This window comes from Sphingobium sp. TKS, assembly GCF_001563265.1.
GTDB lineage: Bacteria > Pseudomonadota > Alphaproteobacteria > Sphingomonadales > Sphingomonadaceae > Sphingobium.
Map to the genome: position 1 here is coordinate 2,414,161 of NZ_CP005083.1, position 12,630 is coordinate 2,426,790.

12 protein-coding genes are annotated in these 12,630 nt (G+C 62.9%); 8 read left to right on the plus strand and 4 right to left on the minus strand.

Annotated elements, in window-relative coordinates; all coding sequences use genetic code 11:
* Both K426_RS12090 and K426_RS12095 read right to left on the minus strand, forming a co-directional pair.
* Positions 1-429: a Zn-ribbon domain-containing OB-fold protein gene (locus K426_RS12090; protein ID WP_066557361.1), complete on the minus strand. Its 429-nt coding sequence runs from the start codon at positions 427-429 to the stop codon at positions 1-3.
* Between the two features lie 6 nt (positions 430-435).
* A complete protein-coding gene (locus tag K426_RS12095) occupies positions 436-1,206 on the minus strand; it encodes an enoyl-CoA hydratase/isomerase family protein (RefSeq protein WP_066557363.1) in 771 nt (256 codons plus the stop codon).
* 174 nt (positions 1,207-1,380) lie between these two features.
* On the opposite strand from K426_RS12095, the gene K426_RS12100 reads away from it, so the two are divergent.
* The 8 genes from K426_RS12100 to K426_RS12135 all read left to right on the plus strand — a co-directional run bounded on the left by K426_RS12100 (position 1,381) and on the right by K426_RS12135 (position 11,084).
* Entirely contained in the window at positions 1,381-3,429 is a 2,049-nt protein-coding gene (locus K426_RS12100; RefSeq protein ID WP_066557367.1) for a PQQ-dependent dehydrogenase, methanol/ethanol family, read from the plus strand.
* 138 nt (positions 3,430-3,567) lie between these two features.
* Entirely contained in the window at positions 3,568-4,302 is a 735-nt protein-coding gene (locus K426_RS12105) for a TetR/AcrR family transcriptional regulator (protein WP_066561717.1), read from the plus strand.
* A gap of 99 nt (positions 4,303-4,401) precedes the next feature.
* Positions 4,402-5,211 carry an enoyl-CoA hydratase/isomerase family protein gene (locus K426_RS12110; RefSeq protein WP_066557370.1) on the plus strand — a complete coding sequence of 270 codons (810 nt, stop codon included), beginning with the start codon at positions 4,402-4,404 and terminating at the stop codon, positions 5,209-5,211.
* Positions 5,212-5,225: 14 nt separating this feature from the next.
* Positions 5,226-5,879 (plus strand): flavin reductase family protein, encoded by a 654-nt coding sequence (locus K426_RS12115; protein ID WP_066557372.1) that lies wholly within the window; start codon positions 5,226-5,228, stop codon positions 5,877-5,879.
* Between the two features lie 150 nt (positions 5,880-6,029).
* Positions 6,030-8,426 carry a CaiB/BaiF CoA-transferase family protein gene (locus K426_RS12120; RefSeq protein ID WP_066557374.1) on the plus strand — a complete coding sequence of 799 codons (2,397 nt, stop codon included), beginning with the start codon at positions 6,030-6,032 and terminating at the stop codon, positions 8,424-8,426.
* A 25-nt stretch (positions 8,427-8,451) separates the two neighbouring features.
* Positions 8,452-9,459 carry an LLM class flavin-dependent oxidoreductase gene (locus K426_RS12125; protein WP_066557376.1) on the plus strand — a complete coding sequence of 336 codons (1,008 nt, stop codon included), beginning with the start codon at positions 8,452-8,454 and terminating at the stop codon, positions 9,457-9,459.
* A 2-nt stretch (positions 9,460-9,461) separates the two neighbouring features.
* Positions 9,462-10,103 (plus strand): nuclear transport factor 2 family protein, encoded by a 642-nt coding sequence (locus K426_RS12130; RefSeq protein ID WP_066557378.1) that lies wholly within the window; start codon positions 9,462-9,464, stop codon positions 10,101-10,103.
* Positions 10,104-10,106: 3 nt separating this feature from the next.
* Positions 10,107-11,084 carry an NADPH:quinone oxidoreductase family protein gene (locus tag K426_RS12135; RefSeq protein WP_066557386.1) on the plus strand — a complete coding sequence of 326 codons (978 nt, stop codon included), beginning with the start codon at positions 10,107-10,109 and terminating at the stop codon, positions 11,082-11,084.
* Positions 11,085-11,162: 78 nt separating this feature from the next.
* Here K426_RS12135 and K426_RS12140 read toward each other — a convergent pair whose 3' ends face one another.
* Both K426_RS12140 and K426_RS12145 read right to left on the minus strand, forming a co-directional pair.
* Positions 11,163-12,203, minus strand: coding sequence for an SMP-30/gluconolactonase/LRE family protein (locus K426_RS12140; protein ID WP_066557393.1), 1,041 nt, complete (start codon positions 12,201-12,203; stop codon positions 11,163-11,165).
* Between the two features lie 10 nt (positions 12,204-12,213).
* Positions 12,214-12,630 carry a Zn-ribbon domain-containing OB-fold protein gene (locus K426_RS12145; RefSeq protein ID WP_066557395.1) on the minus strand — a complete coding sequence of 139 codons (417 nt, stop codon included), beginning with the start codon at positions 12,628-12,630 and terminating at the stop codon, positions 12,214-12,216.

A 12,630-nucleotide genomic window follows, 5' to 3' on the forward strand; every position in this document is an offset into this window, starting at 1 on the left:
TCAGCGCTCAGCCAGGCCGAACTGCACCAGCGTGCAGTCGTCCGTCACATCCTCGAACCGCGCTTCAAGGGGCAGGCCGATGCGCAGATCGTCGGGCGCGACGCCGATGAGGTTGCTGCTCATCAGCAGGCGCGCCTGCTCATCCAGTTCCACCACCGCCAGGATCACCGGCAGCCGGTCGCGAAAACCGGGAGAGGGCGGATCGTGCAGCACCGTCCAGCTATGCAATGTTGCGTGCCCGGAAACCGGCGTGAAATGCAACTCGCCCCCGCCACAGGCCCGACAGGCGATTTCGGGCGGATAGGCCAGCCGACCGCAGGCGCCGCATCTCTGCATATGCAGTTCATGGCGCCGCGCAGCCGCCCAAAAGGGTTCCGACAGCAGATCGGGCAGGGGCAACGGCCGTTGCGGGGAAGTTGTTTGCGGCATCGCAGTTCACAATCCCTGGAAATGGGGCGGGCGCTTTTCCCGCGCGGCGGATATGCCTTCCAGATGGTCCTGGGTCGTGGCCAGCAGCGGCTGCATGGCGAATTCCAGTTCCAGATACTGGTCCAGCGGAAGAGCCTGCGCGGCCTCGAACTGCCGTTTGGCCATGCCGATCGCCAATGTCGGCCCCTGCGCCAGCGATCCCGCCAATTCCAGCGCCCGTGTCATCAGCGCGTCACTCTCGACCAGTTCCAGCACCAGCCCCAGACGCAAGGCTTCCTGCGCGTCGATCATGCGGGCGGAATAGACGATTTCCTTCGCCCGCATCGGCCCGACCAGCCGGCTGAGCTGCCACACCGCCCCCGCATCGGGGACGTAGCCGATCCGCCCGAAGCTCTGGCAGAAGCGGGCTCGGGGCGTGGCGATGGCGATGTCGCAGGCCAGTGCCAGGCTCCAGCCCGCGCCGACGCAGGCGCCGTCGATCGCCGCGATCACGGGCTTGCGGATGCCGCCGACCGCCTTCACCATCCGGTGCAGCCAGCGCATCCGGCGCAGGAATGCCGCCGTGTTCTGATGGCCCATGTCGCCGGTATCAGCGCCCGAGCAGAATTGCCCGTTCGCACCTGTCAGAATGACCGCGCCTACCGCGTCATCCTCCGCCAATTCTTCGAAAATGCGCCAGATTTCCTCGCGCATTGCCATGGTGAAGGCATTGGCTCGCCCCGGCTGATCGAGCGTGACGATGCCGACGCGTCCCTGGCTTTCGACCCGGACGGTCATTGTGTGGCCCTGCGCTTCACGGCCCTGCTCCCAAAATTTATCTTCGGTGCAATATTAAATCCGCAAAGCGTTGCGCTGTCAATTGAGGAGACGCGTTGACAAGTGCATAATATTGCACGATGGTGCAATAAAAGGCTGCGTCGCGACGCGCCCCGAAGAAAGAGGATGCGATCCATGAAGGCAAGATTTTCGGCGCTCGCGGCGGGGGCCGCGGTTCTGGCGCTCTCCACCGCCGTCATCTCCCGTTCGGCGGAAAGCGCGGGCCCGGCTGCGACGAACTGGTCCAGCTTTGGCGGCGACGACAAGGAACAGCATTACAGCCCGCTCGCGCAAGTCACCGAAGCGAATGTCGGAAAGCTCGGGCTTGCCTGGTCCTATGATGTCGATAGCTATGACAGCTATACTCAGCCATTGGCGGTCAATGGCGTCATTTATTTCGCTGTGGGGCTGAGCGTCGTCCATGCGGTCGATGCGCGCACCGGCAAGCTGCTCTGGCAATATGATCCCGATGTGGCGAGCCAGCCCGAAGCCAAATGGCGGATGCGCGCCGGTTGGGGCACGCGGGGCATCGCCTATAAGGATGGCACCATCTTCACCGCCACGCGTGAAGGCCGTCTGATCGCCGTCGACGCCAAGACCGGCAAGCCGCGCTGGTCGGTCAAGACACTCGATGAGGCCGAGGGCGCCTATATCACCGGCCCGCCATGGGTCGCGGGCGACAAGGTGGTGATCGGCTTCGGCGGTGCGGACTACAACCCGGTGCGCGGCTATGTCACCGCCTATGACATCAAGACGGGCAAGAAGGCCTGGCGCTGGTATGTCGTGCCCGGCGATCCGGCCAAGGGCTTCGAGAACAAGGCGATGGAGGCTGCCGCCAAGACCTGGAACGGCGAATGGTGGAAATGGGGGGGCGGCGGATCGGTATGGCACGCCATGGCCTATGACGCCAAATATGACCGAATCTATATCGGCACCGGCAACGGCTTTCCGTGGAACATCAAGATCCGCAGCCCCGGCGGGGGCGACAATCTCTATCTCTCCTCCATCGTCGCGCTGGACGTGAAGACCGGCGAATATGTCTGGCACTATCAGGTGAACCCTGAAAACAGCCATGACTGGAACGATGCGATGGATATCGAGCTGGCCGACATCATGATCGGCGGCAAGATGCGGTCGGTGCTGATGCATGCGCCGAAGAACGGCTTTTTCTACGCGATCGACCGGGAGACCGGCAAATTCATCCAGGCGGGCGAGTTCGGCAAGCAGAATTGGGCGAAGCGGATCGATCCGGTGACGGGACGGCCGGACATCAATCCGGACGCGCAATATCCCGACGGCAAGCCGTTCATGATGTATCCCTTCCCCAATGGTGCGCACGGCATTCAGGCCATGTCGTTCAGCCCGAAGACCGGCTACAGCTACATCCCGGTGATGGAGGGAGGACGCGTCTTCGTCGATCCGGCAAATATCAAGGACTGGAAATATAAGCCCGGCATGATGGTGAATACGGGCCTGGGCGCGCCGCCGGCCAATATGGTTCCCCCGGTCGCGACCAGCAAGCTCGTCGCCTACGACGTCGCCAACAACAAGATCGCCTGGTCCGTGCCCCAGCCCGGCGTGTTCAATGGCGGCACTTTGGCGACGGCGGGCAATCTGGTGTTCCAGGGCACCAATGACGGCACGTTCAACGCCTTTTCCGCGAAGACGGGGCGCAAGCTCTGGTCCTATCCGGCGCAGAACGGCATTCTTTCCGCGCCGATCAGCTATTCGGTCGGCGGCAAGCAATATGTCTCGGTCATCACCGGGTTCCGCAGCAGTTTCCCCAATAAGCCGAACTGGGATTATCGCCAGCAGCAGCGTCGGCTGCTGACCTTCACCATCGGCGGCGTGAAGAAGTTGCCGAAGGTCGATTCGGTGGACGAACCGATTCAGGATGATCCGGCCTTTGTGGTGGATGCCGACAAGGCGAAGATCGGCGCGGGCATCTATAATAGTAGCTGCGTCATCTGCCATGGCTCGGGCATGATGGCGGGCGGCGCTGCACCGGATCTGCGCAAATCGGGCGTGCCGCTGGACGCCGAAACCTTCAAGTCGGTGGTGCATGACGGCGCCTTGATGGCGCGGGGCATGGGTTCCTTCGGCCAGTTGACCGACGGGGAGCTGGAAGGGCTGCGTCACTATATCCGCCAGCGTGCGCGCGAAACCGCGCCCAAGGGCAAGTGATGGAAGATCCGCGGCCCGCTATCCTCCCGGCGGGTGGAACGGGGCTTTCTACGTCAAGGGAAGGATAAATTGGCACGTTCATGCAATCCCGCTATGATCCCGACATATGGGATGAGAGTGAAATGAAGGCGATTGACTTTGGCGAGTAAAGCGAACGAAGAATTGAAGGAGAGCGGCGAGCGGCCCCAGACTTATTCCAGTCCGGCCATTATCGAGCGCCGCCGCCGAATATTGGAGGAAACCCGCAAGGTTATCGCTGAACAGGGTATCGCCGCGCTCAGCATGAACGAGATCGGGCAGCGCGCAGGCGTGGCCAAGCGCACGCTCTATAATGCGTTCCAGACGCGGGAGCGGATGATTGCCTCTGCCATTCAGGAATATTTCGACGAATATGTCAGCCGCATCGCCTATTCCAGCGAGCCCGGCACGATGCAGCATAATCTGGAGCGCATGATCTCCGTCGTGCAGCGCAACCGCAAGATTCGCAACTATATCAAGGCGATCATGGCGCTCTATTTCAGCTCCGACGTCGATCATGACATCTGGGCAGCGATGCACTCGCCTGCGGTTCACCATAACCGCCAGTGGATCGAGGTGCTGGTGGCCAAGAAGCAGCTCCAGCCCTGGGTCGAGGTCGACAAGCTGGTCGAGGATCTGGTGCGCTTCGAATATGCGACGATCAACGACTGGGCGCAGGGGCGCATTCCGGACGACGAAGTCATCGTGCGGCTGGTGAGCAGCTACCTGACCAGCCTGCTCGGCGCGTTGAAGGGCGCGGCGCGCAAGGAAGTGGAGGGGCTGATCAAGGACATTGCCGAACGCGGCATGGACGCCTTGCCCGCTACCCAACGTCCCAAGGCAGTCGAGGCATGAATTTGCACATGGATGCAAATTTACTTGAAGAGGGACGCCCGGTCGGCTAGTTCAGTTCCCGCACTTGAAGAGAATGTGCGGGAATGGAGAGCGAGAGAGATGAACGCGGTAAGCGAAGCCCCCGAATTGCTGTTCGATCTGAACGACCGGGGGATCGCGCATATCATCCTCAACCGGCCCCGCGCCAAGAACACCGTGTCCTTCGCGATGTGGGAGCAATTTTCCGCCGCGCTCGATGTGTTGGAAAATGCGACGCCTGCCCGGTTGCTGATCATCAGCGGAGCGGAGGGCTATTTCTCCAATGGCGGCGATGTGAAGCTGCCTCCTGCAAGGGGTGAGGGGGCGCTCGCGCTGGCGGCGCGCCTCGAAATGGGGCAGCGGATCATCAGCCGGGTTCGCGCCTTGCCGATTCCCACGGTTGCGGCAGTGGAGGGGGGCGCCTTTGGCGTGTCGTGGAGCCTCGCCATGGCGTGCGACATGATTTTCACGGCGGACAATGCGCGGTTCGGGGCGCCTTTCCTGGAGTTCGGTCTGGTGCCCGATGGCGGCGCGGCCTGGTTCCTGACGAAGCAACTGGGCCGGGCGCGGGCAGCCGAAATCATTTTTTCTGGCCGGATGCTTGATGCCGCGGAGGCGCTGTCGCTCGGCCTTGTCAGCCGGGTGGTGACGCCGGGCACGGCGGTGGATGAGGCCATGGCGTTGGGAGAGGCGATCGGTGACGGCAATCGCCACGCGGTCGAACTCACGAAGCGCCTGCTCCAGCAAGCGGAAAGCGGCGATCTGGCGACGACCCATGCGCTGGAGCTGGTCTATTGCCACACTTGTCAGGCGGGCGAGGAAGTGCCCCGCGCACGCGAACGCTTCAAGGCCCGCGCCGCTGCGAAAGCGGCCGCCAAGGCAGCGCAATAAGAGGAGGTCCGTCCATGCAGTTCGACATGCGCGAGCTTCCGATGGTCACGCGCTACAAGATCGTCAATTCGACGATCACGCCGCGCCCCATCGCCTGGATCACCAGCCAGTCAGCCGACGGCATCCTCAACGCCGCGCCCTACAGCTTCTTCAACTGCGTGGGCACGGAACCGCCGCTGGTGGTGCTGGGCCTGCTCAAGGAACCGGCCTCGCGTGGCCTGAAGAACACCGCCTCCAACATCATCGCGACCGGCGAGTTCGTCGTGAACCTCGTTTGCGAAGCGGATGCCGAAAAGATGAACCTGTGCAGTGTCGATGCGCCCGCCGATGTCAGCGAGATAGACTATGCGGGCGTCGAAACCGCGCCCTCGGTGGTGGTCGCGCCGCCGCGCATCGCCTCCAGCCCGGTCAGCTTCGAATGCCGGAAGGTCGCCGCGATGGACATCGGCGCGCTCCAGACCGTGGTGATCGGTGAAATTTTGATGGCCCATATCCGCGACGAATTCATCAGCGATAGGGAACGGGTCTATTTCGACACGCCCGCCATGAAGCTGATCGGCCGCACGCACGGCAGCGGCTGGTATGTCCGCAACAGCGACAGTTTCCAGATGGAGCGGCCCCGCTACGATCCCTCGCGCCTGATGGGCAAGGATAAGGCGGCCGAATGAATTTGAACCCATGGTGCAAAATTACTTGCACTTGGGGTCAAACTGGTGTTCTTTACACCGAAGAGCATTTTTCGGCCCGCCGAAAGAAGCGGCGCCATAACGATAATTCCCGAAAAGGAAGCGGGCCTCGCCCGTCATAGGAGTGATGAGATGCCCGGTCCCCTGGATCATCTGACCGTCATTGAACTGGCGGATCAAATGCCTGTCGCCATTGCCGCCATGCTGCTGGCTGATCATGGCGCCGACGTGCTGAAGGTAGAGCCGAAGGGCGGCGCCTTCTTCGCCCATGATCTCAGTCGCAAGAGCTGGGACCGCTCGAAGCGTAGCGTCGAACTGGATGTGCGGGATGCGGAGGGGTTGCAATCGCTGCGCGGGCTGCTGGAAGGGGCAGACATATTCATCCACGCGCTTGAGGAAAAGGACGCCGCAGCGCTTGGCCTGGATGGCAAGAGCCTTGCCCGGGATTTCCCCGAACTGGTCGTCTGCGCGCTGACTGCCTATGGCGCGGACACGCCTTTTGCCGGTCGGCCGCATGGGGAATCGCTGGCCGCCGCGCTGCTGGGGACGATGATCGATCGGTCCAGTAGCTTCCGTCCCGGACCGGTCTATCTCGGCCATCCGGCGCTGCATTATGGGCAGGCGTTCCTCGGCGTGATTGGTGCTCTTTCGGCCGTGCGTGCCCGCCGCCATATCGGCCAGGGGCAGCGGGTCGAGGCATCGCTGCTGGACGCGATGATCGCCCAATCCCCGATGAACAATTGGTGGCAGGAAGAGGGCATCAGCTACATCAAGGCTGGCGATTCCGGCGCTGTCGATCGCTTCGGGAAAACCCGTCTTGCCACTGGCATGTTCGAATGCGGCGATGGCCTTTTCCTTCAGATGCACACCGGCGGGCAGGGCGGCTTTAAGGCGGCGATGGATGTGCTGGGCTTTGGCGACCGCATCCAGACCGTAACCGCGCCGGAAATGTCGGTGCCGCTTACCGACGATGAATATCAAATCGCCCGCGTCGAGATTTTCGACGCCTTCAAGACCAAGCCGCGCGCCGAATGGATTTCGCTGTTCCAGGCGGCGGATGTGGCGGCGCTGCCGGTGCTGGAACCGGCGGAAGTGCTGCTCGACGATCAGGTGGAGTTTGTCGGTCAGCGCATCGCCATGCCGGACAAGGATTTCGGCACCATCTATCAGGCCGCGCCGGCAGTCCGCATGAGCAACGCTCCTTGCGCTGCGCCCCGCCCCGCCCCAGAGGTGGGCGCTGACAATGGCGCGTTGGCCGACCTGATCGCCCGCCGCCGTGAAGCGCTTGCCGCGGATGGCAAGCCTCTCGACCGGCCGCTCGAAGGTATCAAGGTGGTGGATTTCTCCTCCTTCTTCGCCGTGGGCTATGGCGGTCGTCTGCTGTCCGACCTTGGCGCCGACGTCATCAAGGTGGAAACCCCCGGCGGCGACCAGATGCGTCCGCTGCCCGACTGTTTCGACGCGGCCCAGCGCGGCAAGCGCGATATCGTCCTCAATCTTAAAGACCCCGAAGCGCTGGAAGCGGCGCTGAAACTGGTGGCGACGGCGGATGTCGTCACGCACAACTTGCGCCCCGGCAAGGCTGACAAGCTCGGCATCGGCTATGAGGCGCTGTCGAAGCTCAATCCGCGGCTCATCTATGTCTATCTGCCCGGCTATGGCTCCAAGGGACCGAAGTCGCTGCTCAAGAGCTTCGCGCCCTTGGTGTCGGGCTGGACCGGCCTGCTCTACGAAGGCGGCGGCGCAGGCAATCCGCCGACCCGCGCGGTCTTCGGCAATGAGGATTATAATAACGGCTTCCTCGGCGCGGTTGGCATATTGATGGGCCTGGAACATCGCTCCGTCACCGGCAAGGGCGACTATATGGAGATTCCGCAGCTTCATTCGAGCCTGTGGACGACCTCCGAACATTTCCTCGATGCCGACAAAAAGGTCGTTTACGGCTTCCGGCTGGACAAGGAACAGGCGGGCTTCAATGCGCTCGACCGGATTTACCGGACCAGCGATGGCTGGCTCTGCATTAGCTGCCGGTCGGACGAGCGTTTCGCAGCGCTCGCCAAGGCGGTCGGGCAGGAGCAATGGTTGAGCGATCCCCGCTTCGCTACGGCGCGCGACCGTTCAGCCAACGACGTGGTGCTGCTGGAGGCGCTCAAGCCCTGGTTCGCGGACAAGAGCAGCGCAGATTCCCATGCGCTTCTCGAAGCCGCCGGAGCGCCCAGTGAAATCGCTCGCGAAACGAGCTGGGTGCGCGAGGCGCTGTGGCAGGATTGGGCGACGACAAGCAACCGGGTGATCGAGAATTTCGACTCCATGTACGGCCATGTCCGCCAGTTCGGCAGCTTCATCCATTTCAGCCGCACACCCAGCTTCGCCAAGGGTTCCGCGCCGCGTCTGGGTGAACATACAAGGCAGATATTGAGCGAGATCGGCTATTCCCAAAGCGAGATTGATGCGCTGATCGAAAGCCGCAAGGCGATGCAGGCGGCGGACGTCACAGGCCGTATCCAGTCCCGCGTCTCAGCCGCCTGACAAGACAAGAGAGAGGAACGCAAAGGTGCAACTCAACCTTCGCTATGACATGAACCGCCCTGACTTCGGTGCGCCGCATCCCGTGCTGTACCGCACCGCGATCGAGCAGGCGCAATGGGCTGACAGACTGGGTTTCACCCAGGTTTTCCTGGCCGAACATCATGGTGCGGAAGGCGGCTATTGCCCGTCCTCCATGATCCAGGCGGCCTCTATTCTGGGCGCGACGGACCGGATCGTCGCGCACCTGTCGGCGCTGGTGGTGACGATGCACGATCCGTTGCGTCTGGCTGAAGACCTGGCTGTCCTCGACAATATCGCGCCGGGCCGCATCTGGCTGACGGCGGGCATGGGCTATCGCCCGCATGAGTTCGAAATGTTCGACCGCGACATCACCAAGCGGCTCGCCATCATGAACGAGGCGATGGCGACGCTCAAAAACGCATGGACCGGCGAGCCTTTCGAATATCGTGGCCGCACCGTCCGCGTGACGCCAGCGCCCGCGACGCCGGGCGGTCCGAAAATCTACATGGGCGGCTCGACCGACAAATCCGCCATCCGCGCGGCCAAGGGTGGCTATCAATATTTCCCCGGCCATCCCGACCTGTTCACGCTCTACAAGGAAGAGCGCGCAAAGGCCGGTTTCGGGCCACCGGAGGAACTGCGCAAGCCTGCGGCGAGCTTCCTCTATGTCTCGGACGACCCCGACCGCGACTGGCCGCTGGTCGCGCCGCATGTCGCTTATGCGACCAACGCCTATGCCGAATGGGCCAAGGAGCGGGGCACCGGCCAGACCCGCTATCAGCCCGCCGAGACGATCGAAGGCCTCAAGGCCATGCCCAATATCAAGGTGCTGACGCCGGACGAATGTTTCGCTTATCTGAAGGGTTTGGGGCGCGGCACGGCGGTCACGTTCCACGCGCTGCTAGGCGGGCTTGATCCTGAAGTCTCCTGGCGCAGCCTGCGCCTGTTCGAAAAGGAAGTCCTGCCACGCCTCAAGGCTGAGCCGGGCCTACTGGAAATGCCGGGAGAATGAGCATGGAAGAGCAAAATCGTCGCGGAACGCTGGCTACGATGCTGGCCGTGCCCTTTGGCTTGGCGGCCGTGGGGCAGGCCTCAGCCGCGACCGCGAAAGGGAAGGGCAAGCCGATGAGCATGGCCGATCGTCTGGACGTGATCGAATCCAAGCAGGCGATCGCCGAACTGCTCTATGCCTATGCCCGCGCCAATGACCGGGCGGATGAAGCGTTGCTGCGCTCGCTATTCTGGCCGGAATCGACGCACAAACATGGGAAGTTCGAGGGCAAATCTTCGGATTTCGTCGGTTTCGCCTTCAAGATCGTCTCCGCCCTCAAATATGCGTGCCATCATATCTCCAACGTCTCGGTCGAGGTGCAGGGCGATAAGGCCTTTTCCGAATGCTATTATTTCGCGCAGCATCGCCGCGACCGGAAAGATGGTAGTGGGGAGGAAGATGTCTTTTTTCAGGGGCGCTATCTTGACGATCTCGAACGACGCAATGGCGAATGGAAGATCATTCGCCGCCGAGGGCTTTCCGACTATACCTCTCCGGCTTTCCTGTCGGAAACTACCTATGCGCAATGGCCCGCCGGCCAGCATAGCGAGAAATATCCAAGCGACGATTATTACAAGATGCGCCAGCAATTCCGAGGGAGCTGATCCATGCGCGCGCTGATGTGCGAGCATCATGGACCGCCCGAGGAACTGGTGTTCCGGGATATGCCCTCGCCCGAACCGGGACCGGGCGAGGTGCGACTGCGGGTGAAGGCTGCGAGCGTCAACTTCCCTGACGGCCTCATCATCCAGAATCTCTACCAGACCAAGCCGCCCTTGCCCTTCAGCCCCGGCAGCGAGGCGGCAGGCGTAGTGGATGCGGTGGGCGAGAGCGTGACCAGCCTGCGCGTGGGTGATCGGGTTGCGGCGATGACGATCTGGGGCGCCTTTACGGAGGAGGTGGTGGTTCCGGCGGCACGCTGTTTCGCCATACCCGATGCCATGCCGTTCGATGTCGCTTCGGGCTTTACGATGGTTTACGGGACGTCACTCCATGCGCTCAAACAGCGGGGGCGCTTGCAGCCGGGCGAGACATTGCTGGTGCTGGGCGCAGCGGGTGGCGTTGGCCTTGCCGCAGTGGAGATCGGCAAGCAGATGGGCGCGCGGGTGATCGCCGCCGCTTCCTCCGAGGAAAAGCTGGCCCTGGCGCGGGCGCATGGGGCGGACGAGACGGTCAACTATGCAACCGCCGATCTGAAGGCGGCGGTCAAGGAACTGACCGGTGGCAAGGGCGCGGACGTCATCTATGATCCGGTCGGCGGAGCGCTGGCTGACCCGGCTTTTCGCACCATTGCCTGGGACGGGCGCTATCTGGTGATCGGCTTTGCGACGGGGGATATTCCGGCCATTCCGCTCAATCTGCCGCTAGTGAAGGGCGCTGCGATCGTCGGCGTGTTCTGGGGCGCGTTTCTTGCGCGTGACCGGGAGGCCAATGCCTCCAATATCGAGCAGCTCTACCAATGGTATGAAGCGGGTGCCCTGCGGCCGGAGATCAGCCGCCATTTCGCCTTCGAGCAGGGCGCAGAGGCGATCCGCTGGATCATGGATCGCAAAGCGCTGGGCAAGGTCGTGATCGAGATGGCTTAGAATGACGTACTCCTGCGAAGGCAGGAGTCCAGTTCAGAGGGCGGGACTGGGTTCCTGCCTTCGCAGGAACACGTCGCTTTAGGTCCGAGGCCAGTTCGCCAACGGCAAACCCGCAACATCTGTGCGCGCTTTCACCACCATACCGCTCGCCCGCGACACGACATAGAGGTCGCGCAGGCCCGCGCCGCTCCAGCAGAGATTGGTAGGGCTGGAGAGCATCTTCCCTTCAGGATCGTGGATGATGTCGACCTTCCGCCCGTCGGGCGTGATCGCGACGATCCGGTTGGCGAAGGGCAGCGTCACCCAGAGATTGCCCGTCCGATCGAAAGCGATGCCGTCGCAATAGCCCAGCGTCGCACGATCCGCAGCAGCCATGGCGCGAATATCCTTCGCCTGATGGTTGGGGATCACGACTCCCAAGAGCGGGCCATAATCCTGCGGATCGGTGAGCGACCCATCGGCCTGCCGCCGCCAGCGCCTGATGCGCCCTTCGGCGGTCAGCGAGGCATAAACGAAGCGCTCCTCCCGGTCGAGGCAGAGGCCGTTCACCCCACGAAGATCGCGCGCGACGATCGAGGCTTTGCCATCCGGCGCGACCCTGTAGATGAAACCCGAAGGCGTGGTCGTGCCGATATTGCCAAGCGGTCCCCAAGTGCTGTGCGTGCAATAGATGTCGCCATTGCGCGCCGTCGCCGGGCCGTTGGAGGCGACCAGTTGCCGTCCCTCCAGTTCCGACACCAGCGTTTCTACCGTGCCCGTCGCGACGTCGATCCGCTGCAACGGTCCCGGCATTTGCTTGAGCAGGCCCATATTGGCGACGATGACGCGGCCGTCGCGGTCCACCGCCACGCCATTGGGCGCCAGTGCCTTGCCGATCTGGCGCAGTGTTCCGTCGGGCTCCAGCACGCTGATGGCGCCGCCGCCATTGGAGATGAACAGGCGGCCATCGGGACTGCTCGCTATGCCTTCCGGGCTTTCCAGATTGCCCCGAACCAGCGTGAAGTCGGCAAGGCCCAGCGGCTTTGGCGGGTGGGGCTGGCCGATCCCTCCCGATCCCGCGCAACCGGCAAGAGCCATGGCCGCCCCGCCCAACAAGAGTTCGCGGCGGCCGACTTCCATAAGGCGTTCCTCAAGCAAGGGGCGCGAAGCTCGCAATCTTATGATCCCCCGCCTGCACAGCCCGGAAGCGCAGCCGCATCCCGCAGCGAGGTTCGATCCCATCGGCATCAATCAGCAAGCCCGGCACGCGCACGCCGGGCGCATCATCCGGCTCGAACAGGACGACGGTGAAGGGCACTTCCGCCTTGTGATCGCCGGGCAGCAGGCTGCGGATGACAGTGGTGAAGCTATAGGCGCTGCCCTCCGGCGAAACCGGGCGCCATTCCAGCACGGCGTCGGGCTTTCCGGGGATGACTTCGGGCGGATACCATATCCATTCGCCCGTCTCGGCGTCGGCGGTGATGCGCAGCTCGCCTGCTTCCAGCCCGTCATAATAGCCCTGAAACAGCGGGTCTTCGATCTTCGGGGGGTAAATCGGAATGCCCAT

Coding starts and splice junctions, on each gene's coding strand:
- K426_RS12135 (WP_066557386.1), top strand. CDS start 10,107: ATGCGCGCGCTGATGTGCGAGCATCATGGACCGCCCGAGGAACTGGTG.
- K426_RS12140 (WP_066557393.1), bottom strand. CDS start 12,203: ATGGAAGTCGGCCGCCGCGAACTCTTGTTGGGCGGGGCGGCCATGGCT.
- K426_RS12095 (WP_066557363.1), bottom strand. CDS start 1,206: ATGACCGTCCGGGTCGAAAGCCAGGGACGCGTCGGCATCGTCACGCTC.
- K426_RS12100 (WP_066557367.1), top strand. CDS start 1,381: ATGAAGGCAAGATTTTCGGCGCTCGCGGCGGGGGCCGCGGTTCTGGCG.
- K426_RS12090 (WP_066557361.1), bottom strand. CDS start 429: ATGCCGCAAACAACTTCCCCGCAACGGCCGTTGCCCCTGCCCGATCTG.
- K426_RS12115 (WP_066557372.1), top strand. CDS start 5,226: ATGCAGTTCGACATGCGCGAGCTTCCGATGGTCACGCGCTACAAGATC.
- K426_RS12110 (WP_066557370.1), top strand. CDS start 4,402: ATGAACGCGGTAAGCGAAGCCCCCGAATTGCTGTTCGATCTGAACGAC.
- K426_RS12145 (WP_066557395.1), bottom strand. CDS start 12,630: ATGGGCATTCCGATTTACCCCCCGAAGATCGAAGACCCGCTGTTTCAG.
- K426_RS12120 (WP_066557374.1), top strand. CDS start 6,030: ATGCCCGGTCCCCTGGATCATCTGACCGTCATTGAACTGGCGGATCAA.
- K426_RS12130 (WP_066557378.1), top strand. CDS start 9,462: ATGGAAGAGCAAAATCGTCGCGGAACGCTGGCTACGATGCTGGCCGTG.